Source organism: Cellulomonas endophytica (assembly GCF_004123805.1).
Lineage (GTDB): Bacteria > Actinomycetota > Actinomycetes > Actinomycetales > Cellulomonadaceae > Cellulomonas > Cellulomonas endophytica.
The window spans coordinates 1-26,675 of record NZ_RWJX01000047.1 but is presented as its reverse complement, the minus strand read 5'-3'; the positions used below and the strand labels follow the sequence as shown (position 1 = coordinate 26,675).

At 78.1% G+C, this 26,675-nt stretch carries 21 protein-coding genes, 1 tRNA gene and 1 pseudogene; 13 read left to right on the top strand and 10 right to left on the bottom strand.

The features are described 5' to 3' along the window. From EJA20_RS19785 to EJA20_RS13000, 9 genes are all read left to right on the top strand, one after another. Positions 1–2,030: helicase-associated domain-containing protein (locus EJA20_RS19785; RefSeq protein ID WP_129338673.1), on the top strand; the 2,030-nt coding region annotated here is incomplete at its 5' end. An 89-nt stretch (positions 2,031–2,119) separates the two neighbouring features. Then, entirely contained in the window at positions 2,120–3,784 is a 1,665-nt protein-coding gene (locus EJA20_RS13035) for a DNA repair helicase XPB (RefSeq protein WP_129338670.1), read from the top strand. Positions 3,785–4,020: 236 nt separating this feature from the next. Then, positions 4,021–6,102: a TPM domain-containing protein gene (locus EJA20_RS13030; RefSeq protein ID WP_164983977.1), complete on the top strand. Its 2,082-nt coding sequence runs from the start codon at positions 4,021–4,023 to the stop codon at positions 6,100–6,102. A 148-nt stretch (positions 6,103–6,250) separates the two neighbouring features. Then, positions 6,251–7,009 (top strand): PspA/IM30 family protein, encoded by a 759-nt coding sequence (locus EJA20_RS13025; RefSeq protein WP_129338665.1) that lies wholly within the window; start codon positions 6,251–6,253, stop codon positions 7,007–7,009. Positions 7,010–7,160: 151 nt separating this feature from the next. Further along, positions 7,161–7,880, top strand: a complete 720-nt coding sequence (locus tag EJA20_RS13020; RefSeq protein WP_129338663.1) for a response regulator transcription factor — start codon at positions 7,161–7,163, stop codon at positions 7,878–7,880. Continuing rightward, on the top strand, positions 7,877–9,730 hold the full coding sequence (locus EJA20_RS13015) for a sensor histidine kinase (RefSeq protein ID WP_240675477.1): 1,854 nt from the start codon (positions 7,877–7,879) through the stop codon (positions 9,728–9,730). The genes EJA20_RS13020 and EJA20_RS13015 overlap by 4 nt, the downstream gene beginning before the upstream one ends. 114 nt (positions 9,731–9,844) lie before the next feature. Further along, positions 9,845–10,564, top strand: coding sequence for an HD domain-containing protein (locus EJA20_RS13010; RefSeq protein ID WP_129338661.1), 720 nt, complete (start codon positions 9,845–9,847; stop codon positions 10,562–10,564). A 138-nt stretch (positions 10,565–10,702) separates the two neighbouring features. After that, positions 10,703–10,993 (top strand): WXG100 family type VII secretion target, encoded by a 291-nt coding sequence (locus EJA20_RS13005; protein WP_129338659.1) that lies wholly within the window; start codon positions 10,703–10,705, stop codon positions 10,991–10,993. A gap of 25 nt (positions 10,994–11,018) precedes the next feature. Beyond that, positions 11,019–11,294, top strand: coding sequence for a DUF4031 domain-containing protein (locus tag EJA20_RS13000; protein WP_129338657.1), 276 nt, complete (start codon positions 11,019–11,021; stop codon positions 11,292–11,294). A gap of 112 nt (positions 11,295–11,406) precedes the next feature. On the opposite strand, the gene groL is transcribed toward EJA20_RS13000, so the two are convergent. The 4 genes from groL to EJA20_RS12980 form a co-directional block, all read right to left on the bottom strand. After that, positions 11,407–13,032: a chaperonin GroEL gene (gene groL / locus EJA20_RS12995; protein WP_129338655.1), complete on the bottom strand. Its 1,626-nt coding sequence runs from the start codon at positions 13,030–13,032 to the stop codon at positions 11,407–11,409. A 331-nt stretch (positions 13,033–13,363) separates the two neighbouring features. Continuing rightward, positions 13,364–13,567 carry a cold-shock protein gene (locus tag EJA20_RS12990; RefSeq protein ID WP_129338653.1) on the bottom strand — a complete coding sequence of 68 codons (204 nt, stop codon included), beginning with the start codon at positions 13,565–13,567 and terminating at the stop codon, positions 13,364–13,366. 155 nt (positions 13,568–13,722) lie between these two features. After that, positions 13,723–14,385, bottom strand: coding sequence for a LytR C-terminal domain-containing protein (locus EJA20_RS12985; protein ID WP_129338651.1), 663 nt, complete (start codon positions 14,383–14,385; stop codon positions 13,723–13,725). Between the two features lie 84 nt (positions 14,386–14,469). Continuing rightward, positions 14,470–14,784: a DUF3263 domain-containing protein gene (locus EJA20_RS12980; RefSeq protein ID WP_129338649.1), complete on the bottom strand. Its 315-nt coding sequence runs from the start codon at positions 14,782–14,784 to the stop codon at positions 14,470–14,472. Between the two features lie 216 nt (positions 14,785–15,000). Here EJA20_RS12980 and EJA20_RS12975 point away from each other — a divergent pair, with 216 nt between their 5' ends. Next, complete coding sequence (locus tag EJA20_RS12975) at positions 15,001–15,669, top strand: uracil-DNA glycosylase (protein ID WP_129338678.1); 669 nt, start codon at positions 15,001–15,003, stop codon at positions 15,667–15,669. Between the two features lie 88 nt (positions 15,670–15,757). Then, on the top strand, positions 15,758–16,600 hold the full coding sequence (locus tag EJA20_RS12970; protein WP_129338675.1) for an SGNH/GDSL hydrolase family protein: 843 nt from the start codon (positions 15,758–15,760) through the stop codon (positions 16,598–16,600). Between the two features lie 43 nt (positions 16,601–16,643). On the opposite strand, the gene EJA20_RS12965 is transcribed toward EJA20_RS12970, so the two are convergent. Further along, entirely contained in the window at positions 16,644–17,816 is a 1,173-nt protein-coding gene (locus tag EJA20_RS12965; protein ID WP_129338647.1) for a sensor histidine kinase, read from the bottom strand. Between the two features lie 109 nt (positions 17,817–17,925). On the opposite strand from EJA20_RS12965, the gene EJA20_RS12960 reads away from it, so the two are divergent. Then, positions 17,926–18,597: a response regulator gene (locus EJA20_RS12960; RefSeq protein WP_129338644.1), complete on the top strand. Its 672-nt coding sequence runs from the start codon at positions 17,926–17,928 to the stop codon at positions 18,595–18,597. Positions 18,598–18,895: 298 nt separating this feature from the next. Here the strand turns inward: EJA20_RS12960 and EJA20_RS12955 are convergent, their stop codons facing one another. Further along, positions 18,896–21,022, bottom strand: coding sequence for a glycoside hydrolase family 15 protein (locus EJA20_RS12955; protein WP_129338641.1), 2,127 nt, complete (start codon positions 21,020–21,022; stop codon positions 18,896–18,898). A 289-nt stretch (positions 21,023–21,311) separates the two neighbouring features. Here EJA20_RS12955 and EJA20_RS12950 point away from each other — a divergent pair, with 289 nt between their 5' ends. Further along, positions 21,312–24,029, top strand: a complete 2,718-nt coding sequence (locus tag EJA20_RS12950; RefSeq protein ID WP_164983976.1) for a bifunctional diguanylate cyclase/phosphodiesterase — start codon at positions 21,312–21,314, stop codon at positions 24,027–24,029. 32 nt (positions 24,030–24,061) lie between these two features. Here EJA20_RS12950 and EJA20_RS12945 read toward each other — a convergent pair. The 4 genes and pseudogenes from EJA20_RS12945 to EJA20_RS12930 form a co-directional block, all read right to left on the bottom strand. Next, positions 24,062–24,138, bottom strand: a tRNA-Thr gene (locus EJA20_RS12945). Between the two features lie 71 nt (positions 24,139–24,209). Next, positions 24,210–25,109, bottom strand: coding sequence for a DsbA family protein (locus EJA20_RS12940; RefSeq protein WP_129338636.1), 900 nt, complete (start codon positions 25,107–25,109; stop codon positions 24,210–24,212). Positions 25,110–25,158: 49 nt separating this feature from the next. Continuing rightward, positions 25,159–25,668 (bottom strand): hypothetical protein, encoded by a 510-nt coding sequence (locus EJA20_RS12935; protein ID WP_129338633.1) that lies wholly within the window; start codon positions 25,666–25,668, stop codon positions 25,159–25,161. A gap of 95 nt (positions 25,669–25,763) precedes the next feature. Next, positions 25,764–26,675: pseudogene (locus tag EJA20_RS12930) on the bottom strand (serine/threonine-protein kinase); the annotation flags it as partial.

Sequence of the window (26,675 nt, the reverse complement as noted above, 5' to 3'; positions counted from 1 at the left end):
ACCGCGAGGACCCCGCCGCGGCGCTGCTCGCCGGGGCGCGGGCGGGTGCCCTGGCCGTGCTCGACGCCCTGCGCTGGGGCCCGCCCGTCGGCCGCGCGCCCGCCCCCCGCTCACCCGCGGCGGAGGCCGTGGCGTGGCTCCTGCGCGAGCGGCTCCTGCTCCCGGGCACGGGCGGGCACGTCGTGCTGCCGCGCGAGGTCGCCTGGCGCCTGCGCGACGGCCGCACCCACCCGGCGCCGCCCGCCCCGCCGGCGCCGGCCCGGCCCGCCCGGGGCCTCGCCGCGGAGGGCGTCGCGGCCGAGTCCGCCGTCGCCGCCGAGCGCGCCGTCCGGCTCGTCGAGGCGCTGCTGCGGCTCTGGGAGCGCACCCCTCCCCACGTGCTGCGCGGCGGCGGCGTCGGCGTGCGGGACCTGCGGCGGACGGCGCAGGCGCTCGACGTGCCCGAGCCCGAGGCCGCCCTCCTCGTCGAGGTCGCGGGCGCCGCCGGGCTCGTCGCGGACGACGGCGAGGAGCTGCCCGCCTTCCTGCCCACGGTCGCCGCGGACGTCTGGCTCGCGACGGACCTGCCCCGCCGCTGGGCGGCCCTCGTGCGCGCGTGGGCGACGACGACCCGTGCCCCGTGGCTCGTCGGCACGCGCGACGACCACGACGCGCCGCGGGCCGCCCTCGACCCGACCGTGCACCGCACGTGGGGGCCGCGCCTGCGCCGCGCGGTCCTCGAGGTGCTGGCCGCCGACCCGCCCGCCGCCCCGCGGCCGGCGGACGACGTGCTGGCGGCCCTGCGCCACCGGGCGCCGCGCTCCGTGCCGCCGGAGGTCGCGGTCCGCGCCGTGCTCGACGAGGCGGGCCTGCTCGGCGTGCTGGGCGCCGGCGCGCTGGGCGGTCCGGGCCGGGCGCTCCTCGACGCCCTCCACGAGGGGGCGGCACCGGCCGACCCGTCCCGCGGCGAGGCACCCCGGGGCGCGCGGCCGGCCGACCCCGTGGCGACCGCGCTGGCGCAGGCCCTGCCGGCCCCCGTCGACGTGCTGCTCCTGCAGGCGGACCTCACCGGCGTCGTGCCGGGCCGCCCCGACGACGACCTCGCCGCCCTGCTCGACCGCACCGCCCGGGTGGAGAGCCGCGGCGGGGCGCTCACCGTGCGCTTCACCGCCGACTCCGTCCGCGAGGGCCTCGACGGCGGGCTCGCCGCCGACGAGCTGCTCGCGGGGCTCGCCCGGCACGCCCCGGGCGGGGCCGTGCCGCAGCCGCTGGAGTACCTCGTGCGCGACGTGGCCCGCCGCCACGGGCGGCTGCGCACGGGCGCGGTGGACGGCTACCTGCGCTCGGACGACCCCGGCGCGCTGCTCGGGCTCGTCGAGGACCCGCGCCTGGCCGCCCTCGGGCTCTTCCCGCTCGCGCCGACGGTGCTCGGGGCGCGGGCGACCCCCACGGAGGTCCTCGTGGCGCTGCGCGCGATCGGCCGCGCACCCGTCGCGGAGGGGCCCGACGGGCGGGTCGTGCACCCCGGGGCGGCGCCGGCCCGGGCCCGCGGGCGCACGCCGCGCTCCCCCTCGCCCGCCGCCGGCCCGCCCGACGAGCGCCGGCTGACGGACCTCGTCGCGCGGCTGCGGTCCGCCGACCGCGTCGACGGCGCGGCCGGGTCGGACGAGGCCGGCACGGCGGCCGCCGGTGGTCCCGGTGCTCCGGGCGCCGGGGGGTCCCCCGGCGCGCCGACCACCGGCGCCCGGCAGCGTCCGCTGCGCCCGGGCGTCGGCCCCCGCGCGCCCCGGCCCGCCGACGGAACAGCGGACCCCGCCGCGGCGTTGGTGCTCCTGCGGCAGGCCGCCGCGGAGCGTGCCGAGGTGCGCGTGGAGCTCGTCGGCCCCGACGGGCGCCTCCAGGAGCGCACGCTGCGGCCCCTGCGCGTCGACGCCGGCCGGCTGCGCGCCGTGGACCTGCAGCGGTCCGCGGAGCTGACGGTGGCCGTGCACCACATCGCCTCCGTCTCCCCCGTCCGACCGCTCGACGCCCCCGCCGACACCCCCGCCTGACGCCCGCCCGCCGCCCCGCAGCGCCCCACCCGCGCCACCCCCGCCCGCGCCACCCCCGCCCGCGCCACCCCCGCCCGACAGGAGCCCCCGTGCCCGACGGCCCCCTCATCGTCCAGAGCGACAAGACCCTCCTGCTCGAGGTCGACCACGAGCAGGCGGCCGCGTGCCGCCGGGCGATCGCCCCCTTCGCCGAGCTCGAGCGCGCCCCCGAGCACGTGCACACCTACCGGCTGACCCCCCTCGGCCTGTGGAACGCCCGTGCCGCGGGGCACGACGCCGAGGGCGTCGTCGACACGCTGCTGGAGTACTCCCGCTACCCCGTGCCGCACGCGCTGCTCGTCGACGTGGCCGAGACCATGGCGCGGTACGGGCGGCTGCAGCTGCTCGCCGACCCCGTGCACGGCCTCGTCCTGCACGCGCTCGACCCCGCGGTCCTCGTCGAGGTCATGCGCTCCAAGCGCACCGCCGGCCTGCTCGGCGAGCGCCTCGACGCCACGGACGTCGTCGTCCACCCCTCCCAGCGCGGCCACCTCAAGCAGGTGCTCGTCAAGCTCGGGTGGCCCGCGGAGGACCTCGCGGGGTACGTCGACGGGGAGCACCACGACATCGCGCTGCTCGAGGACGGCTGGACGCTGCGGCCCTACCAGCAGCAGGCCGTCGAGAGCTTCTTCCACGGCGGCTCGGGCGTCGTCGTGCTGCCCTGCGGCGCCGGCAAGACGCTCGTCGGCGCGGGGGCGATGGCCAAGTCGTCGACGACGACGCTCATCCTCGTGACGAACACCGTCAGCGCCCGCCAGTGGCGCGACGAGCTCATCAAGCGCACGACGCTGACGGAGGACGAGATCGGCGAGTACTCCGGTGCCCGCAAGGAGATCAAGCCCGTCACCATCGCGACCTACCAGGTGCTCACGCTGAAGCGGAAGGGCGTGCACCCCCACCTGGAGCTGCTCGACGCCCGCGACTGGGGCCTCGTCGTGTACGACGAGGTGCACCTGCTGCCGGCGCCCGTGTTCCGGATGACCGCCGACCTGCAGGCGCGGCGGCGGCTCGGGCTCACCGCGACGCTCGTGCGCGAGGACGGCCGCGAGGACGAGGTGTTCACCCTCATCGGGCCCAAGCGGTTCGACGCGCCGTGGAAGGACATCGAGGCGCAGGGCTACGTGGCCCCCGCGGACTGCACGGAGGTCCGGCTCACGCTGCCCGACGGCGCGCGGATGACCTACGCGACGGCCGAGCCCGAGGAGAAGTACCGCCTCGCGGCCACGGCGACGGGCAAGAACCGCGTGGTGGAGGACCTCGTGCGGCGGCACGCGGGCGAGCCCACGCTCGTCATCGGGCAGTACCTCGACCAGCTCCACGAGCTGTCCGAGCACCTGGACGCCGACCTCATCACGGGCGAGACGCCCGTCCGCGAGCGTCAGCGCCTCTTCGACGCGTTCCGTTCCGGCGAGATCTCGATCCTCGTGGTCTCCAAGGTCGCGAACTTCTCCATCGACCTGCCGGAGGCGGCGGTGGCGATCCAGGTGTCGGGGTCCTTCGGGTCCCGGCAGGAGGAGGCCCAGCGGCTCGGGCGGATCATGCGGCCGAAGGCGGACGGGCGCGCCGCGCACTTCTACACCGTCGTCGCGCGCGACACCGTCGACCAGGAGTTCGCCGCGCACCGCCAGCGGTTCCTCGCCGAGCAGGGGTACGCCTACACGATCGTCGACGCCGAGGACCTGGGCAGCACGGAGAAGGACGCCGCCGGGGCCTGAGCGGCCGGAGCGACGCAGGTCCCGGGGGTCGCGGCCCCCGGGGCCGCGGGCCCGGACGACGACCAGGTCTGCCCCCTGCCGGGCGCCCGGGCCGACCGTGGACCCGGGGACAGCCCCGGCGTCACCCCTCCGGGTGGCGACGTCCGAGCCGTCTTCAGGCCCGCCGAGCCGTGCCCCGGGGGCGTCCGGCGGCCGCTCTCGTTGTGCGTCACAGCCGGGTGGGAAAGGATCGGTCCGTGCCGCTGCCCCGCCGTCTGCCCCGTCCCCGTCCCCGTGCCGCCCTCCTGCCCGCGCTGCTGGGGGCGGGACTGCTCGCCGGGTGGGCGGCGGCGCCCGCGGCGGCCCTGCCGCTCCCGGCGGCCGACCCCGTCGCGCTGACGGAGGACGTCACCGACGCGGCCGGGGTCCTCGACGACGGCGCCGTGCAGACCGCCCTCGACGCGCTGCAGCAGCAGACGCCGTACCAGCTCTACGTCGTCTACGTCGACGACTTCGGCGGCTCGGAGCCGACGGCCTGGGTGCAGGAGACCGCCGCCGCCTCCGGGCTCGGCGCGGACGACCTCGTGCTCGCGGTCGCGACCGACGCCGAGCGGTGGTCGCTGGCGCCGTCGGCGGTCGGCGACATCTCCGCCGAGGAGATGCAGGTCGTCGGGACCCAGGTCGAGGACCTCCTGGCCACGGGCGACTGGACCGGCGCCGCCGTGACGGCCGCGCAGCGCCTGGAGGAGGCCGCCGGCGGGAACATCGCCGGCGGCGGGGCGCCCGGCGGCGGGTTCGGCGCCCTCCTCGTGCTCGGCGCCGTCGTCGTCGGCGGGGTCCTCGTCGCGACGCGCCTGCGCTCCCGTCGGCGCGGTGCCGCGAACCCGGCCGGCGCCCCGGCCGCGGTGGCCGGCGCCGCCCCGCCGCGGCCCGGCGGCGACGGGCTCGACGCCCTGCCCACGGAGGAGCTCGACGCGCGGTCCGCCTCGGCGCTCGTGCGGATCGACGACGCGCTGCGCAGCTCGGAGCAGGAGCTGGGCTTCGCGCAGGCGCAGTTCGGCGCGTCGGCGACGGCGGAGTACGAGGCCGTCCTGGCCGAGGCGAAGGGGCGCGTGACGGAGGCCTTCCGGCTGCGCCAGACGCTCGACGACCACATCCCCGACACCCCCGAGGAGGTGCGCGAGCGGTCCCTGACGATCCTGCGCACCTGCCGGGGGGTGGCGGAGAGCCTCGACGCCCAGAAGGAGGGCTTCGACCGCCTCCGCGACGTCCACGCCCGGGTCGGCGACGCGCTCGACGCGCACGCCCGGACGGCGGCCGACCTCGGCGCCCGCGTGGAGCCGGCGCGCGGGGCGCTGGCCGCGCTCGGCCGCCGGTGGCCGGCCACGGCGCTGGCCTCCGTCGCGCTCAACCCCGAGCAGGCCCGCCTGCTCCTCGACGAGGTCGCCACGACGGTCGCGGCGGGCCACGAGGCCGTCGCCCGTGACGACAGGGCCGCCGCGGTGGGGTACGCCCGGGCCGCGGAGGCCGCGCTGGACCAGGCGGCGACGCTGCTCGACGCCGTCGACCGCGCCGGCACGGACCTCGCGTCCGCGGACGGGCGGCTCGACGCCGCGCTCGCGAGCATCGGCGCCGACCTCGAGGACGTGGACCGGATCGGCCGCGGCGACCCCGTGGTGCTCGCCCGGGCCACCGACGCGCGCGCCGCGGTCGAGGCGGGCCGGGCCGCCCGCGGGGGCAGCGGCGACCCGCTCGCCGCCCTGCAGGGGCTGACGGACGCGGAGTCCGCGCTCGACGCCGCGCTCGCCCCCCGGCGCGAGGCGCGCGACACGGCCCGCCGCACGCGCGCGCAGGCCGTCGAGACCCTCGACCGCCTCGACGCCGCCCTGCGCGGCGTGGGGGACTTCGTCGACACCCGCCGCGGGGTCGTGGGGCCGGAGGCGCGCACCCGGCTGGCCGAGGCGCACCGGCTGCGCGACGGCGCGGCGGACCGCCTCGACCGCGACCCCGTCGCGGCGCTGTCGCAGGCGCGGGCCGGCGAGGAGCGCGTCGCGCAGGCGCAGCGCCTGGCGCAGGACGACGTGCGCCGGGCCGAGGAGGACGGGATGCTCACCGGGCCGGGCGGGTACGGCGGCTACGGCGGCCGCCGCCGCGGTGGCGGCATGGGCGGCGGCGGACTCAACGGCATCGGCGGCATGGTCCTCGGCGGCATCCTCATCGACTCCATCCTCCGCGGCGGCGGCGGCGGGGGCGGCTGGGGCGGCGGCGGGGGCTTCGGGGACGGCGGCGGCTTCGACGGCGGCGGCTTCGGGGACGGCGGCATCGGCGGGGGGTTCTGACCCCCGCAGGCCGGTCCCGGGGCGGCGGACCGCGCCGCGCCCGACCAGCACGAGCACGAGCACGACCACGGACGCACGCAGCACGACGACCGGCAGCACGACAGGGTCCGGGCCGCAAGGGTGGCCCGGCACGAGAGGGGACGCACGCATGACGGAGAAGCAGAGCATCTTCGGACGCATCGCCCAGCTGGCGCGGGCCAACGTCAACGCGCTCATCGACAGCGCCGAGGACCCGCAGAAGATGCTCGACCAGCTGGTCCGCGACTACACGAGCTCCATCGCCGACGCGGAGAAGGCGATCGCGCAGACGATCGGCAACCTGCGCCTGGCGGAGCAGGACTACCAGGAGGACCTCACCGCGGCCCAGGACTGGGGCCGCAAGGCCGTCGCGGCCTCGTCGCGCGCCGACCAGTACCGGGGCGCGGGCGACACGGCGAACGCCGACAAGTTCGACAACCTCGCCAAGATCGCGATCAGCAAGCAGATCACGGCGGAGACCGAGGCCCGCGAGGCCGAGCCGTCCATCGCCTCGCAGCGCGAGACGGTCGAGAAGCTCAAGTCCGGGCTGGCGACGATGAAGGACAAGCTCGGGGACCTCAAGCGTCGCCGGGACACCCTCGTCGCGCGGGCCAAGTCCGCCCAGGCGCAGCAGACGGTGCAGACCGCGATCAGCTCCATCAACGTCCTGGACCCGACGAGCGAGCTCTCCCGCTTCGAGGACAAGGTGCGCCGCGAGGAGGCGCTGGCGCTCGGCCAGGCCGAGGTCGCGGCGTCCTCCATCGACGCGCAGTTCGCCGAGCTGGAGTCCTCGGGCGAGGAGATCGAGATCGAGGCCCGGCTCGCCGCGCTGAAGTCCGGCGCCCAGCTCACGGCGGGCCCCGCGCCCGCGCAGATCGAGCGCTCCTGACCCGGCGCCCGGCCCGTCCCTCGTCGTCACCGGCGCGGGACGGGCCGGGCGGCCGCACCCCGGGCCCCGCACGGACGCGTGCGGCCCGCCGGCGGCGCCGCGCGCAGGCTCCTCCCAGGGGCCTCCCAGCGTCGGCGCGCACACTGGCGCCATGACGGGCGCACAGGCGGAGGCACGCCTCCTGGTGGTGGACGACGAGCCGAACATCCGCGAGCTGCTGGCGACCTCGCTGCGCTTCGCCGGCTTCGAGGTGCACGCGGCGGCCGACGGCGGCGCGGCCCTGCGCCTGGCCCGCGACACCCAGCCCGACCTCGTCGTGCTCGACGTCATGCTCCCCGACATGGACGGCTTCACCGTCACGCGGCGGATGCGCGAGAAGGGGCAGCACATCCCCGTCCTGTTCCTCACCGCGCGCGACGACACGGCGGACAAGGTGCAGGGCCTGACGGTCGGCGGCGACGACTACGTCACGAAGCCGTTCAGCCTGGAGGAGGTCGTCGCCCGGATCCGCGCGATCCTGCGGCGCACCCGCCCCGGCGAGGACGAGGCCAACCTCCTCACCTACGCCGACCTCGAGCTCGACGACGACAGCCACGAGGTCCGCCGCGCCGGCGTGCCCGTGGAGCTGTCCCCCACGGAGTTCAAGCTCCTGCGCTACCTCATGCTCAACCCGGGCCGCGTGCTGTCGAAGTCGCAGATCCTCGACCACGTGTGGCAGTACGACTGGGGCGGCGACGCGAACATCGTCGAGTCCTACATCTCGTACCTGCGCCGCAAGGTCGACCAGGTCGTCGGCCCGGACGGCGAGCGGCTCCCCCCGCTCATCCACACCCGGCGCGGCGTGGGGTACCTGCTGCGCTCGACGCCGTGACCCCCGGCCGGGGGCCCGGGGACCCCGGGCTCCTGCCGCAGGCCTCCGCCGCCGAGGGCGCGGCACCGGGCGCCGCGCCGGTCGCGGCAGCGCCGGCCCCGGGGGCGGGCGGGCCCTACGGCCCCTTCCCCGCCACGCACCATGGACCCGCCGGCACCGGACCCCTCGAGGTGCCCCGCGGCGCGTACGGCAGCGCGCGGGACGGCGTCGCGGGCCGGCTGACGGACCTGTGGCGGCAGGTGCCGCTGCAGGCGCGGCTCGTGGGGCTGGTGGCGGCGCTCCTCGTCGCCGGGCTGTCCCTGGCGGGCAGCGCCAGCAGCGTGTTCCTCCACCGGTCGCTCGTCACCCAGCTCGACGAGAAGCTCGAGGTGCAGGCGAAGGCCCTGCTCTCCACGGGCGCGCTGCAGCAGTGGCTCGCGCGCCCGGACCAGGACCTCTACCCCGTGTACCCCGTCGACTACTGCGCCTGGCTGGAGAGCGGCGGGCTCACGTCGAACGCCATCGCGTCGCGGACGACCCTCGACCAGTACGGCACCCCTCGCCTGCCCGCCGCCGTCCCGGCCACGGCGGAGGTGGACGGGCGGGTCGCCGCGTACACGGTGACGTCGGACTCCGGCCAGCGGTGGCGCGCGGTGACGTACGACGTGCCGACGGACGGCCCCGCCGCGAGCATCACGGTGGCGCTCCCGCTCGCGCAGGTGCAGGGCACGGAGAAGGACCTGCTCGGCATCGTGCTGCTCAGCGGGCTGGGGATCGTGCTGCTCGGCGTCGTGTGCGGCGGCTGGGCGGTGCACCGCAGCCTGCGCCCGCTGCGCGAGGTCGAGCGCACGGCCGGGGCCATCGCCGCCGGCGACCTGTCCCGCCGCGTGCCGGCGGCGCACCCGGGCACGGAGATGGGCCGGCTCTCCGGCGCCCTCAACACGATGCTCACCCAGATCGAGTCGTCCTTCCGGGCCCGCGAGGCCTCCGAGGGGCGCATGCGGCGCTTCGTCGCCGACGCCTCCCACGAGCTGCGCACGCCCTTGGCCGCCATCCGCGGCTACGGCGAGCTCTACCGCATGGGGGCCATCCGGGAGCCGGAGCAGCTCGAGGACACCATGCGCCGGATCGAGGGGTCCGCCACGCGCATGGGCGTGCTGGTGGAGGACCTGCTCGCGCTGGCCCGTCTCGACGAGCGGCGCCCCCTGCGCACCACGGACGTCGACCTCACGGTCCTCGCCGCCGACGCGGTGAGCGACCTGCACGCCATCGACCCGGCCCGCCCGGCCCGCATCGTGCCCCTGCCCGAGGGCGCCCCGGCCGCCGCGGCGCACGTCGTCGCCGACGAGGGCGCCCTGCGCCAGGTGCTCGCCAACCTCGTGGGCAACGTCGTGGCGCACACGCCGGCGGGCACGCCGGTGGAGGTGGCGGTCGGCACCCTGCCCGCGGCGCCCGGCGAGGTCGTCCTCGAGGTGCGCGACCACGGGCCCGGCATCCCGCCCGAGCACGCCGAGCGCGTCTTCGAGCGCTTCTACCGCGTCGACGCCTCCCGGGGCCGGGGCGGCGGCGGCGGTGCCGGCCTCGGGATGGCGATCGTCGCCGCGGTGGTCGACGCGCACGCCGGGCACGTCGGGATCCTGCCGACCCCCGGCGGCGGCGCGACCGTGCGGGTGCGGCTCCCCGTCGCCGGTCCGGCACCGGCGCCCGTCCCCCGGCAGGCCCCCGAACCCGCGCCGCCCGGCGCCCCCCCGCCCGCCGGCACGCCGACCGGCCCACCGCCGGGCACGACGCAGGACCCGGCCGTCGCGCCGGGGACCGTCGCCACCGTCCCCGCACCCCCACCCGCGGCCGGCGCCGCACCCACCGGCTGACCGCTCGGTGCCCCGCCGCCGTACCCCCGCACGGGGGACGGCGGGGCGCTCGGCGCCCGGGGCTACGATGACCTGTCCGAAGCACCACCCCTGTCCCCTCAGAGGCTGATCCGCATGGGCGCCCACGACGCACCCGCATGGCTCCTGCAGGCCTACCACCGCAGCGTCCGCGAGGCCGGGGCCACCGCCCCGGACGACGAGATCCGCGAGCACGGCCGGCGCCTCCTCGAGCTGTGGTCCGCGACCCGCCGCACCTTCCACAACGTCCGGCACCTGGCCGACGTGCTGTGCCGGGTCGACGAGCTCGTCCAGGAGACGCACGAGCCCGACCTCGTCCGGCTGGCCGGCTGGTACCACGGCGCCGTCTTCGACGCCGACCACACGCCCACATACGCCCAGCGCGGCGGGGAGGACGAGGTCGCCAGCGCCCGGTTCGCCCAGGAGGACCTCGCGTCCCTCGGCGTCCCGGCGGCGCGCGCGGCCCGCGTGCACGACCTCGTCGCGGCGCTGCGCCGGCACGTCGTCGACCCGAACGACTTCGACTGCTCCGTGCTGTGCGACGCCGACCTCGCCGTGCTCGCGTCCGACCCCCAGCGCTACAAGACCTACCTGCGCGACGTGCGGGAGGAGTACGCGCACGTGCCGCTCGAGGACTTCCTGCGCGCGCGGCTGCGGATCGTGCACAAGCTGCTGGCGCGGCCGAGCCTCTTCGTCAGCCCCCTCGGCGTGGCGTGGGAGGAGCAGGCGCGGCAGAACCTGTCCGCGGAGGAGCAGCGGCTGCAGAAGGAGCTCCGCTCCGTCGCGCCCGAGCCCGTGGTCGCCGCCCGCGCCTGACCGCCGCGACGACCCGCCCCCAGCCCCGCCCGGCGCCCGCCGTGCCCCGACGCGGCGCCGGCACCGTCCGGCCTGCCGGCGCCGGTCCTAGCGTCGCCCCGACGGCCGCCGCCCGGGCGGTCGCGGAGGGAGCGGGCGATGAGCCGGTACGAGGTCGACAGCGAGGCGCTGGCCGTGACGGCGGGCCGGGTGCGGTCCCGGGGGCTGGCGGTCCGGGCGGAGGCCGAGGCCCTGCGCCGGGAGCTCGCCGACCTCGGCGCCGTGTGGACCGGCCCGGCCGCCGCCGCGTGCGCCGAGGCCGTGGCGCTCTGGTCGCACGGCCAGGTGCTGCTCGAGGCGACGCTGGACCAGATGGAGGCCTCGCTCCACGGCGCCGCGCAGACGTACGCGGACGCGGACGGGGTGGCGGCCCGGCTCTTCGGCGGCTGAGCCTGCCGCGCCGTACCCTGCCGCGGTGACCGTGCTCGTCGACCCGCCGCTCTGGCCGCGCCACGGCACCACCTGGTCGCACCTCGTCAGCGACGCGTCCCTGGCGGAGCTGCACGCCTTCGCGGCCGCCGCGGGGCTGCCCCCGCGCGCGTTCGACGAGGACCACTACGACGTGCCGGCGGAGCGCTACGACGCGCTCGTCGCGCAGGGTGCGGAGCCCGTCGGCACCCGCGACCTCGTGCGCCGCCTGCGGGCCTCGGGGCTGCGCGTCCCCCACCGGCGGCGGCGCGGCCGCGTCTGACGCGGCAGCGGGCCCGGCACGACCACGGGCCGCCCACCCGAGGGTGGACGGCCCGTGGTGCGGGTCGGGGGCGGCGGCGGACCGCCGCCCCCGCCCGGAGGGGTTCAGCGGGTCAGAAGCCGCCGCCGAAGTCCTCGCCGCCACCCGGGCCGGCCGGGGCGGCCTTCTCGGGCTTGTCGGCGACGACGGCCTCCGTGGTGAGGAAGAGCGCGGCGATGGACGCCGCGTTCTGCAGCGCGGAGCGCGTGACCTTGACCGGGTCGTTGACGCCCGCGGCCAGCAGGTCCTCGTACTCGTTGGTCGCGGCGTTGAGGCCGTGGCCGGTGGGCAGGTTGCGGACCTTGTCCACGACGACGCCACCCTCGAGGCCGGCGTTGACGGCGATCTGCTTCAGCGGGGCCTCGATCGCGACCTTCACGATGTTGGCACCGGTCGCCTCGTCACCCTCGACGTCCAGCTTCTCGAAGGCGAGCTTGCCGGCCTGGATGAGCGCGACGCCACCACCGGCGACGATGCCCTCCTCGACGGCGGCCTTCGCGTTGCGGACGGCGTCCTCGATGCGGTGCTTGCGCTCCTTGAGCTCCACCTCGGTGGCCGCACCCGCCTTGATGACGGCGACGCCGCCGGCGAGCTTGGCGAGGCGCTCCTGCAGCTTCTCGCGGTCGTAGTCCGAGTCGGAGTTCTCGATCTCGGCACGGATCTGGTTCACGCGGCCGGCGATCTGCGCCGCGTCGCCCGCACCCTCGACGATCGTGGTCTCGTCCTTCGTCACGACGATCTTGCGCGCCGTGCCGAGGACCTCGAGGCCCACCGTGTCGAGCTTGAGGCCGACCGTCTCGGAGACGACCTGGCCGCCGGTGAGGATGGCCATGTCCTGCAGCATCGCCTTGCGGCGGTCGCCGAAGCCCGGGGCCTTGACGGACACGGACTTGAACGTGCCGCGGATCTTGTTGACGACGAGCGTGGCCAGGGCCTCGCCCTCGACGTCCTCGGCGACGATGAAGAGCGGCTTGCCGGCCTGGATGACCTTCTCCAGGAGGGGCAGCAGGTCCTTCACGTTCGAGATCTTCGACTCGACGAGCAGCACGTAGGCGTCCTCGAGGACGGCCTCCTGGCGCTCGGGGTCGGTCACGAAGTACGCCGACAGGAAGCCCTTGTCGAAGCGCATGCCCTCCGTGAGCTCGAGCTCCAGGCCGAGGGCGTTGGACTCCTCGACCGTGATGACGCCCTCCTTGCCCACCTTGTCGAGGGCCTCGGCGATGAGGTCGCCGATCGCCTGGTCGCCGGCGGAGATGGCGGCCGTGGCGGCGATCTCCTCCTTCGTCTCGACCTCCTTGGCCTGGGCCAGGAGCTGCGTCGTGACGGCCTCGACGGCCTTCTCGATGCCCTTCTTCAGGGCGATGGGGTTCGCGCCGGCCGCGACGTTGCGCAGGCCCTCGCGCACGAGCGCCTGGGCGAGCACGGTGGCGGTGGTGGTGCCGTCGCCCGCGACGTCGTCCGTCTTCTTGGCGACCTCCTTGACGAGCTCGGCGCCGATCTTCTCGAACGGGTCGTCGAGCTCGATCTCCTTGGCGATGGAGACGCCGTCGTTGGTGATCGTCGGCGCGCCCCACTTCTTGTCGAGCACGACGTTGCGGCCCTTCGGGCCGAGGGTGACCTTCACGGTGTCGGCGAGGACGTTCAGCCCGCGCTCGATCCCGCGACGGGCCTCCTCGTTGAAGGCAATGATCTTGGCCATGGGGCTATCGATCCTTCGCTGGGTTCCTGGGGTCGGCCGGTCGGTGCCCGCGACGGACGGACCCTCCCCCGCGGTCACGTCCCGCGGGCGAGCGCCCTCACCTCTCGGCCGGGTGCTTCTGTCACTCTCCACCGGAGAGTGCTAGGTCAATGGTTAGCACTCGGCCCCCCCGAGTGCAAGGCGCCCGGCGCGTCCGGGGGCCGTCGGCGGCCTCCTGCAGCACCCGGTGGGACGCGCTGCGCGCCGGGGGCGGACGTGCGGGAGGGCCGCACCCGTCCGGGTGCGACCCTCCTGCCGTGCCGTCGGACGGGGACGTCCCCCCGCCGGGGCGTCAGACCGGGCGGACCTGCTCGGCCTGCGGGCCCTTCGTGCCCTGGCCCACCTCGAAGTCGACCTCCTGGCCCTCCTCGAGCGACCGGTAGCCGTCCACCTGGATCGCGCTGTAGTGGACGAACAGGTCCTGCCCGCCGCCGGCCGGGGTGATGAACCCGAAGCCCTTCTCGGCGTTGAACCACTTGACCGTGCCTTGCGCCATGCGTGCTCCTCGACGTCGCCTCGCCCGAGCTCCCGCCGCATCGGGTTGAGCGGAACCCTAGTGGCGGGGCGTCGGGCCGGGAACGGGTTCTCCCGACAGGATCGCGGGGGCGTCGTAGGTCACACGCCGGGCCGTCCGACGCGGCGCGGGCGTGCTCAGGAGGGGTCGGACAGGAGCACCACGGCGACGCCGCCGCGGGCGTCGTCGGGCGAGAGCGTGACCGCGGTCAGCCCCAGCGTCCCGGCGACGAGCGCCGCCGTGGCGGCCTGGTCCTCGGCCGCGTAGAAGACGGTGCTCTGCGTGAGCCCGCCGCGCGAGCGGTTGTCGGCGCTCACGTCGGAGAAGCCGGCGTCCTCCAGGTCGTCCGCGACGCCGGCCGCCAGCCCGGAGATGCCGGTCGCGTTGAGCACGACGACGGGGGTGGCCAGGTCCGGCTCGGGCGTCGGGGTCGGGGTCGGGGTCGGGGTGGGCTCGGGCGGCGCGGCCGAGGCCTCCGGGGCCGGGGCGGTCGCCGCCGGGTCCGTCGTGGGCCCGGCCGCCGGGTCCGACGCGACCGGGTCGGCGGCGCCGGCGCCCGTGCCGTCCGTGGCCGTCACCTCGTCCCCGCCGGGCAGGTCGGCGAGCGCCTCGGGCGTGCCGGACCGGAACTGCCACAGGACGAGGAGCACCGCGAGGGTCGCGAAGACCAGCGCCGCGGCCACGAAGGGCCACCACCGCGCGGTCGCGGACCGGGGCGCCCGGTGCATGCCCCGCGGCCCGTCGGGGTCGGGAGCCGCGTCGAACTCGTCCTCCGGGTACGGGTAGGCGCCCTCTCTCACGGCGGACAACCTAACGGCTGGCCGGGGGGCGGCCCGGGAGCCGCGCAGGGGCGCCGCCGGCCGGCCTGCGACCCCGCGAGGTGCTCAGGCGTCCGCGCCGAGACGGCGGGCGGTGCGCGCGCGCTGGCGCGAGGAGCGCATCCGGCGCAGGCGCTTGACGAGCATGGGGTCGAACGCCAGCGCCGCCGGGTCGTCGATGAGCGTGTTCAGCACCTGGTAGTACCGGGTCGCCGAGAGGTCGAACAGCTCGCGGACGGCCTGCTCCTTCGCGCCCGCGTACTTCCACCACTGCCGTTCGAAGGCCAGGACCTGCCGGTCCCGCTCCGACAGGCCGGAGCCCGTGGGGTCCGGGGCGTCGGCGGCGTCGAGGGGCCGCCCGGCCCGCGCGGTCGCGTCCATCGGTACCCCTCCCGTCGTCCCACGGCACCACCGGCCGCGGCGGCCAGGCTACGCGCCGAACCACACCGGTGTCATTCGTCGTCGCCGCGTACCGTCGGGGGCGTGCCCGACGCCGTTCCCGAGGACGCCCCCGACCCCGCTGCCGCCGACACCCCGGCCGATGCCCCGGTCGGCGCCGCGGCCGGCACCCCCGCGCCCCGCCACGACCCGGCCCCGCTGACGGACCTCGTCGCCCCGGACTGGGCCGCCGCGCTGGCCCCGGTCGAGACCGCCCTGCGCGAGGCCGGCCGCTTCCTGCGGTCGGAGGTCGCCGCCGGCCACGGCTACCTGCCGGCCGGCGAGGACGTCCTGGCCGCGTTCCGCCGGCCCCTGGCGGACGTGCGGGTGCTCGTCGTCGGCCAGGACCCCTACCCCACGCCGGGGCACCCGATGGGCCTGTCCTTCTCCGTCCAGCCGCACGTGCGCCCGCTGCCGCGCTCCCTCGAGAACGTGTTCCGCGAGCTCGTCGACGACCTCGGCGTGCCGCGGCCGGCGACGGGCGACCTGCGCCCCTGGGCCGACCGCGGGGTGCTCCTGCTCAACCGGGTGCTCACCGTCCGGCCGGGCGCGCCGGCCTCCCACCGCGGCCGGGGCTGGGAGGCGGTGACCGACCGGGCCGTCGCGGCCCTCGTCGAGCGGGGCGGGCCCCTCGTCGCCGTGCTGTGGGGCCGCGACGCCCAGACCCTGGCACCCGCCCTCGGCGACGTGCCGCAGGTGCGCAGCGCCCACCCCAGCCCCCTGTCGGCCTCGCGGGGGTTCTTCGGCTCGCGGCCCTTCTCCGCGGTGAACCGGCTGCTCGTCGAGCAGGGCGCGGACCCTCTCGACTGGTCGCTGCCCGCCGCCTGAGCCGCCCGGCGCCCGCGCGCACAATGGTGGCGTGACGACCTCGCACCCCCCTCGCCCCGCGGACGCCTCCGGCACCGCCGCGGGCTCCCTGCGCCCCGGCACCGGCGACGTCACGCGGTGGCGCCGGTACGTGGCGGTCGGCGACTCGTTCACGGAGGGCCTGTGGGACGCCCCCGGCGGCGCCCCGGCCGCGGGGCCCGGGACCCCCGTGGGACCGCCCTGCCGGGGGTGGGCGGACCTGCTGGCCGCCTCGCTGTCCGGCCGGCGCCAGGCGCTCGACGAGGCGCCCCTGGAGTACGCCAACCTCGCGGTCCGCGGCCGCCTGCTCGGCCGCATCCTCGACGAGCAGGTGCCCGCGGCCCTCGAGCAGCGCCCCGACCTCGTCAGCCTCGTCGGCGGCGGGAACGACCTCCTGCGGCCCGGCGCCGACGCCGACCGCCTCGCCGCGCGGCTCGAGGCGGCCGTCGTGCAGGTGCGGGCGACGGGCGCCGACGTGCTCCTCGCCACGGGGTTCGACACGGCGGGCAGCCCCCTCGTGCGGGCGACGCGGTCGCGGGTGGCGGTGCTCAACACGCAGGTCTGGTCGATCGCCCGCCGCACGGGCGCGCACGTCGTCGACGTCTGGGGCATGCGGTCCCTCGCCGACTGGCGCATGTGGTCCGAGGACCGGATCCACCTGACGACCGAGGGGCACGTGCGGGTGGCGCAGGCCGCGCTCGCCGGGCTGGGGCTGGAGCCCGACCGGCCCGACTGGGACGACCCGCTGGCGCCGCGGCCGCCGGCCCCCCGCCTCGAGCGGGCGCGGGCCGACGCCCGCTGGGTGGGCACCCACCTCTACCCGTGGGCGACGCGGCGGCTGCGGGGGCGCTCCTCCGGCGACCTCGTGCAGCCCAAGCGTCCCGTCGCGGAGCCGGTGCGGCCCGCGCGCTGACCGGCGGCGGTCCGGGAGGGCTGGCTCGCAGCGGGGCGGCGGCTCAGCCCGCGGCGGGCGCGCGGCGCAGGTGGTCCACCGGGAGGTGCGCCCGCACGCGCGTGCCGGAGCCCGGGACGCTCGTGAGCTCCAGGCGCCCGCCGACGAGCGCGAGCCGCTCCGCCAGCCGGGCGGTGCCCGACCGGCGCACCGTCGCGGCGTCGAAGCCGCGGCCGTCGTCGCCGACCGTGACGACGAGGGCGGTCCCGTCGCGCTCGACGTGGACCTCCAGCCGCCGCGGCGCGCCGTGCCGCAGCGAGTTCTGCACGCCCTCCTCGACGACCCGGCACGCGAGCAGGCGCTCGGCCGGCGTCAGGTGCGGGTCGGACGGGTCGTCGAGGAGGCGCACCTCGTCGGCGACCCGCAGGTCCACCGCGATGCTCGTCGGGACGCGGCGCAGCAGCCCCCGCAGCGCCGGGACGAGGCCGATCTCCAGGCCCTCGGGGTAGAGAAGGCGGCTCGTCTCGCGGACGTCCCGGGCGCGCAGGAGCTCGAGGTCGTCCCGGGCGGAGCGCAGGGAGCCGAGCTCGTCGCGCGTGAGCGGCCGGGCCGTGGCCGCCTGGAGCACCCGGTCGAGGCGGGCGACGACGAGGACGATCCGCTGCTGCAGGCTCGAGTGCAGCCCCTCGGCGACCTCGCGGCGCACGCGGACCTCCTCCGCCTGGAGGGCGCGGACGGCGTCCTCCACGCGCACCGCCTCGCGCTCCGCGGCCCGGGTGCGCTCCCGCAGCCGGCGCTGGCGGCGGGTGTGCTCGAGGCCGAGGACGGCGGCCAGCAGCGCGACGACCACGCCGACCGCGAGCTCGCCCCAGCCCCCCGCGCCGCCGAGGGGGGCGTCGAGGAGGACGAGCAGCCCCCAGCGCACGAGGCCCGAGACGGCCGCGGCGACGAGCGCGAGCACCGCGGGCACGACGCGGCCCCGGCGGGCGTGCACCCGCAGCGCGTCGAGCCCGCCGACGAGGACCGCGAGCGCGACGACGTCCACGGCCAGCCGCACCGCCAGGCCACGCCCTGCGAGCACGGCACCGCCCGCGTGCTCGGCGGCCGCCCAGAGGACGACCTCGTGGCCGGCGCCGGCCAGCCCGAGGGCCCCGGCCACCGCGCCGGCGCCGAGGAGCAGCGCCCTGCGGTCCGCGCCCCGGCCGCCTGCGTCGTCGTCCGGGGTCGCCCCGCCCACCGTGGTCCCCTCCCCCTGGCCGTCGTGCCGCCCTGCCGGCTGCCCGGCGTGCGGGCGCGTCCCGCCGACCACCGCACCGGCGCCCGTCGCGGACGCCATACTCTCCCCGATGAGCCGGACAGCGGTGGACGCGGTGCGCGTGGCGGTGGTCGAGGACCAGCCGCTGTTCCGCGCCATGCTCCAGCACACCCTGTCCGGCACGCGCGGGCTGGAGGTCGTCGTGACGGCCGGGACCGTCGCGGAGGCCGAGAGCCGGATCACCACGGGCGTCGCGGACGTCGTGCTCCTCGACATCGACCTGCCGGACGGCAACGGGATCGCCCTCGGCGTGCGCCTGCGCCGGCTCCAGCCGGACCTCGGGGTGCTGCTGCTGTCGGCGCACGACGCGATGGACCTGCTGCTCGACCTGCCCCCCGACGTCGCCGCGGGCTGGGGCTACCTGTCGAAGACGTCCGGCACGTCGGAGGAGCTGCTCGTCCAGGCCGTGCGCTCGGCGGCCGAGGGGGTGACGGTCCTCGACCCCGCCCTGCTCCAGCACGCGCAGCCGCGGGCCGGGTCCGCCGTGGCGCGCCTGACCGACCGGCAGCTCGCGGTCCTGCGCCTCCTGGCCGAGGGGCTGTCGAACGCGGGCATCGGCGAGCGGCTCGGCATCGCCGAGAAGTCCGTGCAGAACCACGTGAACGCCATCTACGCGACGCTCGGCATCGACGCCGACCCCTCGCGCAACCCGCGCGTGAGCGCCGCGCTGCGGCTGCTCGAGGAGACCGGCTCCTCGCGCTGAGGCCGCCCGCGGACGGCGGTGCGGACGCCGCCCACCGCGGACCCGCGAGCGCACCCGCCGCCCGCGCCGCACCGGCGGACGCCGCCGACCGCGCTGCGCCGCGGACCCGCGAGCGCACCTGCCGCCCGCGCCGCACCGGGGCACCACGTCGGCGTCGCACTCCGCCGTCGGCGTCGCACCTGGAGGTGCGTCAGCGACGGCGGAGTGCGACCGCGACGGACGGAGGGCCGGCAGGCCCGGCCGGCAGGCCCGGCCGGCAGGCCCGGCCGGCAGGGCTCGGCCCGCAGGGGCCGGGTCGTCAGCGGGCGCCGTCCCCCGGGCGCGACTCGACGTCCGGTACCGGGACGGGCACGCGGCCCTCCGCGTCCCACACCGCCACGGCGGCCTGCACGAGGGCGAGGTGGCTCAGGGCCTGCGGCAGGTTGCCCAGGAAGTGGCCCGTCGCCGGGTCGACCATCTCGGCCCAGACGCCGACGTCGGAGGACTCGGCCAGGAGCTCGTCCATCCAGGCGCGGGCCTCGTCGAGCCGGCCGAGGTGCGCGAGCGCGGCGACGCCCCAGAAGGAGCACGCGACGAACGCCCCCTCCTCCCGGTCCATGCCCGTGTAGCGGTGCAGCCAGGGGCCCGTGCCGAGCTCGCGGCGCAGCACGTCGACGGTGGAGGACATCCGCCCCGAGCGGTCGAAGCCGCTCATGGCGTGCAGCAGGATGGAGGCGTCCAGGGCGTCCGAGCCGGGATGCATGAGGTACGTGCCGCGCGCCTCGTCCCAGCAGTGCTCCTCGACCCAGGCGCGGATGCGGCGGGCCTCCGCGCGCCAGCGGTCCGGGACGCCGGGGAGCTGGCCGGCCTCGGCCAGGTGCGCCGCGCACTCCAGCGCCTGCCAGCAGCCGAGCTTCGAGGTCGTGTAGTGCTGCTCCTCGTCGAGCTCCCACATCCCGGCGTCGGGCCGGTGCCAGGCGTCGGCCGCCTCGTCGGCGAGGGCCGCCAGGGCCCGGCCGGTGTCGGCGTCGAGCAGGTTGCCCGCGTCGACGTAGCCGCGCACCACGGCGAGCACGTCGCCGTAGACGCCGAGCTGGCGCTGCAACCCCGCCCGGTTGCCGGCGGACACGGGGCCGATGCCGCGCCAGCCCGGCACGTCGGGCTCGGAGTGGTCGTCGCGGACGGACCCGTCCAGGGCGTAGAACACCCGCGGCTCGGACTCCCGCACGGTCCGCACGACCCAGCTGATGGCGGCGTGCGTCTCCTCCCGCAGGCCGAAGGCGATGAGCGCGTCGACGGCGTAGGCGGTGTCCCGCAGCCAGGCGTACCGGTAGTCCCAGTTCTTGCCGCCGTCCCAGCTCTCGGGCAGGGAGGTCGTCGCCGCCGCGGCCACGGAGCCCGACGGCGCGTGGACGAGGAGCTTGAGCGTGAGCGCGCTGCGCTGCACCGCCAGCGGCCACGGGCCCTGGTAGCGGAACGCCTCCGTCCACACCTGCCAGTTCGTCAGCGTGCGTGAGACCCGGTCGTCGACCTCCTCCGGCGTGGGCAGCTGGACGGGCTCCCGCTCCGTCCCGACGAGCGCGACGAGGTGCCGCGACCCGGGGGTGGTGGTGAAGACGCCCGCCACCTCCTGCTCCCCCACCACGGGTGTGAGGTCCGACGAGAGGACGGTCGCCATCGTCACGCCGTCGATCCGCAGCACCGGGCCGTGCGTCGTGCCCTGGACCCACGGCGACGCCGTGGCCAGCGCCGTGCCGGGCGCGATCCGCCACCCCATCGGCACGTCGCCCGTCAGCCCCTCCACGCGTCGGGCCAGCTCGCACCAGGGCAGGCGGCCGGCCACCCCGGTGGTGAGGGCCTCCGTGACGCGCGCGGAGCCCGTGCCGGTGACGTACTCCGTGCTCAGCACGTTCGAGCCCGGCAGGTAGCGACGGCGCATCCGGTAGGGCGCGGTGGGGGCGAGGGAGAAGGTGCCGCCGCCCACCTCGTCGAGCAGGGCCCCGAACGCGGGCGGGGAGTCCAGGTCGGGCACGGGGAACCAGTCGATGCAGCCGTCGTCCGCGACGAGGGCGACCGTCCGCCCGTCGCCGAGCGCGGCGTAGGAGCGCAGGGCGGCGTACCCGTCGGTGCGCGGCGTCGGCGGGCGCAGGGCCTCCGCCGCCGCCCGGCCCGAGCCGACGACGACGTCGGGCCCGCCGTCGCGGGCGCCCTCCGCCGGTCGGCCGCCGTCGGCCCCCGTGCCGCCCGGCGGGTGCGAGCCGTACCCGGGCGCCGCCTCGAGGACGCCGTCGCCGTGGCGCGTGCCGTCGTGGTCGCCGTCGTGGTCGGGGGCGAACCGGTCGTCGCGCCCCTCCGGGTCGTCGCCCCGCAGGTCGGCGACGCGCGGACCGGGTGCGCCGTACCCGCCGTCCGCGGACGACGGAGCGCCACCGGTCACGCTGCCCATCCCGACCCCGTCCCGGTCGGCGGTCGCCGGCCCCGGGCGATCGTCGGCGGGCCCGGCCCGGGCGGCAAGCGGGCACCGCCGGGCCACCGGGCGGGTCTCAGCGCGCCGGGTGCGACGGCGACGCCGCCGGATCGGCCGGCGTCCTCGCAGGACGGGCCGGCGGCGGCGCACGGCGGGACGCGTTGCCCCTGCCCGGCCGCGGTGCCACGGTGGGCACCCGGGGGGCAGCCGCCGGCGCCGAGGACGCGCCCGACGGACCGGCGCAGGGACGAGCAGGAGGTGCGGACGCGTGGACCGGCACCCCGCTGCCCCCGGCCCGGCCGTCGCCGACGGCCGGCCGCCCGCGCCCGACCCGACGCCGGCCCCGGCGACGCCCGCCCCCGTGCCCCCCGCCGCCGGGGGCCGGACCCCCCGGCCGGGCCGACGCCTCGCCGCCGCGCAGGCCGTGTGGGCCCTGGGCTACCTCGCCGCGGCGGTGCTCGGGGGGCTCACCCGCCTGCCCTCGCCCCCCGTCGCCTTCGTCTGGCCGGCGGCCGGCGTGGCGGTGCTGTGGTTCGTCCTCACCCCGCCCCGGTACCGGCTCCGCGTCGCGATGCCGCTCCTGCTCGGGCTCGCCTTCGTCGCGAACCTCGCGACGCAGGCCCCGGCGCTCGTGTCCGCGGCGTTCGCCCTCGCGAACGTGGCGCACGCGGTCGTCGGCGGGACGGTGTTCCTCCGGCTGGCCCGCCGCACGCCCGACACCCTGCGCGACGGGCACGGCCTCCTCGCGCTCGGGGCCGCGAGCGCCGCGGGCGCCGTCGCGGGCGCCCCGGTCCTCCTCGCGGTCCTCGGCCCGCAGGGGCTGGCCGGGGCCCTGGAGATCGTCCTCCTGTGGGTGCCGCGGTTCGCCGCGAGCACGGCGGTCGTCATGGCGCTCGTCCTGGCGTGGCGGGCCGCGCGCGCCGACGCCGGGGCCGCCGCGGCCGCGGGGACGGCCCCGCGCGGGCGCCGCCCCCTCGAGGTCGCCCTCGTCCTCCCGGCCGCCCTCGCCGTCAACACCGTCGTGTACGCCCGCCAGGACGAGGACGCCTTCGCCTTCCTCGTCCTGCCCGTCACCGTCCTCGTCGGCTGGCGCCTCGGGCCGGCGTGGACGGCCACGTACGGCGCCCTCACGGCGGCGCTGGGCGTCGTCGCGACCCTCCAGGGGTACGGGCCGTTCTCGACCGTGCGGCCCGTCACGACGCAGACCCTCGTCGTCCAGGCGTTCATCGCCGTCACGGGACTCGTGGGTCTGGCCCTGAGCATCGAGGTGGTGCAGCGCCGGCTCGCGCTGGAGGCCTCCGACCGCCGCGGGGACGTCCTCGCGCGCACCCTGGAGGCGGCGGTCGTCCCCAACGCCCTGCTCGTGCTCGCGCCGCCGGCCGCCGGGACCGTGCGCTACGCCAACCCGGCGATGGAGCGGTGGTGGTCGGACGACGGCGGCGGCGGCACGGTCGTCGGGCGGCGCTGGCCGGACCTGCTGGACCCCGCCGAGCACGCCGGGTTCGCGGCGGTCCTGGCCGACCTCGCGACGGGGCGGGTCGGCTCCTGGGAGGGGCAGCTCGTGCACCGCACGCGCTCGGGCGAGCGCCGGACGTGCCTGCTCGTGGCGGCGGCGCTGCACGACGAGGGCCCGGCCGGCCAGCCGGAGCGCGTGGCGAACGTCCAGCTGGTCGACGTCACGGAGCGCACCGACCTCGAGGCCCGCCTGGCGCACCAGGCGATGCACGACGCCCTCACGGGCCTGCCGAACCGGGTGCTGCTGCTCGACCGCATCGCGCAGGCCCTCGCGGCGGCCCCGCGCGCCGGGGGCGCCGTCGCGGTCCTCTTCCTCGACCTCGACCACTTCAAGCGCGTCAACGACTCGCTCGGCCACGCCGTCGGCGACCAGGTCCTCGCGGAGGTGGCCACGCGGCTCGTGCGGGCGGTCCGCCCGGGCGACACCGTCGCGCGGCTGGGCGGGGACGAGTTCGTCGTCTGCTGCCCGGCCGTGGCGGACCGGGCGGCGGGGGCCGCGCTCGCCGCACGGGTGCTGCGGGAGGTGTGCCGCCCGGTCACCGTCGACGGTCGCGAGGTCGGCGTCGGGGCGAGCGTCGGCATGACGCTCGCCCGGGCGGGCACCGACCCGGGCGACCTGCTGCGGGAGGCGGACACCGCGATGTACGAGGCGAAGGTCGACGGCCGCGGGCGGGCGGCGTTCTTCTCCGAGCGGCTCTTCGACCGCGTCCGCCTCGACCTCGAGCTGGACGGGGAGCTGCGGGCCGCCGTCGCGGAGCGCGCCTTCGTGCTCCACGTCCAGCCCCTGGTGGAGATCGCGACGGGACGCGTCACCGCCGTCGAGGCCCTGCTGCGGTGGCAGCACCCGCGCCGGGGCCTCCTGCTGCCGGGCGCGTGGCTCGACGTGGCCGAGACGTCCGGGCTCATGCCCCGGCTCGGCGCGTGGGCGCTGGACGCGGCGCTCGCCGGCTGGCCGCGGGTGGCGCGCCGCCACGGTGAGCACGTCCGGGTCCACGTGAACGTCAGCGCCGCCCAGCTGCGCGACGGCGGCTTCGGCGGGGTCGTCGAGGCGGCCCTGGCCCGCACGGGCACGCCCCCCGACCGGGTCGTGCTCGAGCTCACCGAGACGCACCTGCTGACGGTCCACGACGCCCTCGTCGCCGAGCTCGACCGCATCCGGTCGCTCGGCGTCCGCCTGTCCGTCGACGACTTCGGGACGGGCTACTCCTCGCTCACCCAGCTGACGGCCCTGCCGGTCGACGAGGTGAAGATCGACCGCAGCTTCGTCGCGGCGATGACGACCGACCCGCGCAGCCGTGCGGTCGTCGAGGGGGTCGTCGCGATGGCCCGGGCGATGCAGCTCGACGTCGTCGGCGAGGGCGTCGAGACGCGGGAGGTGGCGCGGGCCCTGGCCGACGCGGGCTGCCGGGTGGCGCAGGGCTACCTCTGGGGCCGGCCGGCCCCCCTCGGCGAGGACCCCGAGGAGGGCTGACGCCGCCCTCCCGCCGCGCCGCCCCTCCGCCGTGGAGCCCCCTGTCGGATTCGAACCGACGACCCCCTGTTTACAAGACAGGTGCTCTGGCCGACTGAGCTAAGGAGGCGAGGCCCCCAGGGTACCGAGCGCGCCCGGCCCCCCGGCGACCCGCGCCGACGGGCGGCCGGCGCGGAGGTGTCAGCCCGCCAGGGCCAGGTCGATGGCCTCCTCGAGCGGGCCCGCGGTGATCGGGTTGCCCTCGAACCGCTCGCCGTCGACGAGGATCGTCGGGGTGCTGATGCCCCCGAGGTCCGCCGAGGCCTTCGCCGTCGCGGCGGCGAGCCACGGCGCGAAGGTGCGCCAGGTGCCCTCGCCCGAGCTCCCCCCCTCGGTGAAGGTGCCGGTCACGGTCGCGGTGAAGTCCTCCGTCACGTTCTCCGGCACGCCGACCTCCGTGGCGATCTCCGCGATCTCCTCGTCGGTCAGGCCCGAGGTGCCCTCCGCCGGCTGGCGCGCGAAGAGGCTCTGCGTGAGGTCGAGGAAGTGCTCCGGGGAGCGGTCGGCGACGACGGCGGCGGCGTTCGCCGCGCGGGTGGAGTAGAAGGTGCCGTTGGACGCGCTGTCGAGGAAGGTGAGGATCCGGTAGTCGACGGAGATGTCGCCCGCCGCGACCCGCTCGGCGAGCATCTCGCCGTTGGCCGCCTCGAACTGCGCGCAGAAGGGGCACTGGTAGTCGAGGTAGACGGTGAGGTCCACCGGCGCGTCGCCGGGCTCCCCGACGCCGGCGCCGGTCACGGTGATGCCGCCCTCGTCGTTCGCCGCCGCGGGCGCGGTGACGTCGGCGAGCTCCGGCGCGACGACCCCCTCGGCGCCGGCGCCGTACGCGACCTCGCCGTAGGCCTCGCGGTTGGACGCGCTCCGGGTGAGGACGACGGCGACGACGACGCCGAGGGCGACGACGGCGGCGGCCAGGGCGCTGATGGCCACGAGCCGGGTCCGCCGGGCCTTGCGCTCCTGCTCGGCGCGCAGGCGGGCGGCCTCGGCGCGGGCCGCCTCGCGGCGGTCGTTCTTGGTGGGACGGGGGTCGTTGCTGGGCACGGCTGCTCTCCGGGGGGTCCGAGGGTGGGGGGCGGTGACCGCGGGGCGGTCAGGCCACCACCGGGGGGCCGCGGTGCGAGCGGGGCCCGGCGCGGCCGGCGAGGACGGACCGGCGGACGACGACCCACCGGGGCCGCGGCGCGCGCCGGGCGGCCACCGGCACCGCAGGCCCGGGACGCCGGCGGACGCCGGCCGCGGCGAGGAGGAGCCGCGCGGCCGCCCGGACGAGCCGGGCCGCGACCGGCAGCAGGCCCGTGCCGACGGCGGCGAGGGCGAGGTGCACCCCCAGGAGCGAGAGGACCAGCGCGCCGGCGACGAGGAGCGAGCGGCCCGTGCTCCCGAGGCCGAGGGTGCCCGCGGGGCAGCCCGCCGTCGCGGCGAGCACGTCGAGGCGGAGGGCCAGGGGGCCCGCGGTGCCGAGGTCGGCGACCGCGACGCAGTGCCGCCACAGCGCCGGGGCGGGCGCGCCCGCCAGGGCGACGAGGAGCGCCGCCGCCGGCACCCCGGCGAGCCGGCCCGGGCGCACCCGGGCGGCCGGCGGGACGGCGCGGCGGTTCACCCGGTCAGGGTACGGGCCGGACCGGGGTGCGCCCCGGGCCCTGCGTCCCGGCCCCCGTCCCGGCGCCGTCCTTCCCCCGTCCCCGGGCGGCGTGCTCAGCCGCGCGGCAGCGCCGGCGCGAGGAGCGGGGACCAGTCCACGGGCTGCCCGTCCGCGACGAGCGCCGCCGCCCCGAGCGCCCCCAGCAGCGCGAGGGTGCCGAGCACGAGCGCCCCCGTCCGCCGCGGGGCGACCGCCGCCAGGGTCCAGCGCGCGCCCTCCCGCGTGGTGCGGCTCAGCGGCCCCCACCACAGGCACAGCGTCCCGAGGAGCACCGCCGCGCCCAGCGCGACCGACAGCCCGCGACCGCCGGGCGTGCCGTCCGCGGCGACGACGAGCTCCGGCACGGCCCACGCGCCCGTCCCGACGAGCCACCCCGCGAGGCCCAGCACGATGACGAGCACGCTCGCCGCCACCACGACGCCGGGCACGAGGCCGACGAGCGCCCGCACGAGGTACCAGGGCGTGAGGGCCAGGGCCGCGGCCCGGTCGCCGCGCCGCGGCCCGCGCCGCTCGCGCCGGTCGTGCACCGCCGCGACGGCGAGCCCCACCGTCCGGACCAGGAGCAGCACGCCGACGACGACGAGGAGCGCCAGGACCGGCACGAGGGCGCCGGCCGCGGCCACCGCGAGCGCCAGCGCGGCGAGCGTCCCCCACCGCCGGGGCGGCCGCGGCCGCGCCCAGCCCTCCGGCTCCCCCGCAGCGGGCCACGCCGTGGCGCCCGGAGGCGCGCCGGCCGGGTCGTCTCCCCCGCCGCCGGCCCGCCGCCCGTCGTCGCCACGGGCGTCCCCGTCGTCCGGACCACCTCCGCCGACCACGCCCGGCGGTGGGGGCACGGCCGCCGCGGGGGGCGTCGGCCGACCCGGAGGGGCCTCGGCCGACGGCTCGCCCCGGCCCGCGGCCGGGGCGGCACCACCGGACCCGGCGGGCCCGGCCACCGGGAGGGCGCGCGTGCGCCCGTCCTGCGG

Coding starts and splice junctions, on each gene's coding strand:
- EJA20_RS13010 (WP_129338661.1), top strand. CDS start 9,845: ATGGGCGCCCACGACGCACCCGCATGGCTCCTGCAGGCCTACCACCGC.
- EJA20_RS12955 (WP_129338641.1), bottom strand. CDS start 21,022: ATGGGCAGCGTGACCGGTGGCGCTCCGTCGTCCGCGGACGGCGGGTAC.
- EJA20_RS13005 (WP_129338659.1), top strand. CDS start 10,703: ATGAGCCGGTACGAGGTCGACAGCGAGGCGCTGGCCGTGACGGCGGGC.
- EJA20_RS13020 (WP_129338663.1), top strand. CDS start 7,161: ATGACGGGCGCACAGGCGGAGGCACGCCTCCTGGTGGTGGACGACGAG.
- EJA20_RS12980 (WP_129338649.1), bottom strand. CDS start 14,784: ATGGACGCGACCGCGCGGGCCGGGCGGCCCCTCGACGCCGCCGACGCC.
- groL (WP_129338655.1), bottom strand. CDS start 13,032: ATGGCCAAGATCATTGCCTTCAACGAGGAGGCCCGTCGCGGGATCGAG.
- EJA20_RS12990 (WP_129338653.1), bottom strand. CDS start 13,567: ATGGCGCAAGGCACGGTCAAGTGGTTCAACGCCGAGAAGGGCTTCGGG.
- EJA20_RS12960 (WP_129338644.1), top strand. CDS start 17,926: ATGAGCCGGACAGCGGTGGACGCGGTGCGCGTGGCGGTGGTCGAGGAC.
- EJA20_RS13025 (WP_129338665.1), top strand. CDS start 6,251: ATGACGGAGAAGCAGAGCATCTTCGGACGCATCGCCCAGCTGGCGCGG.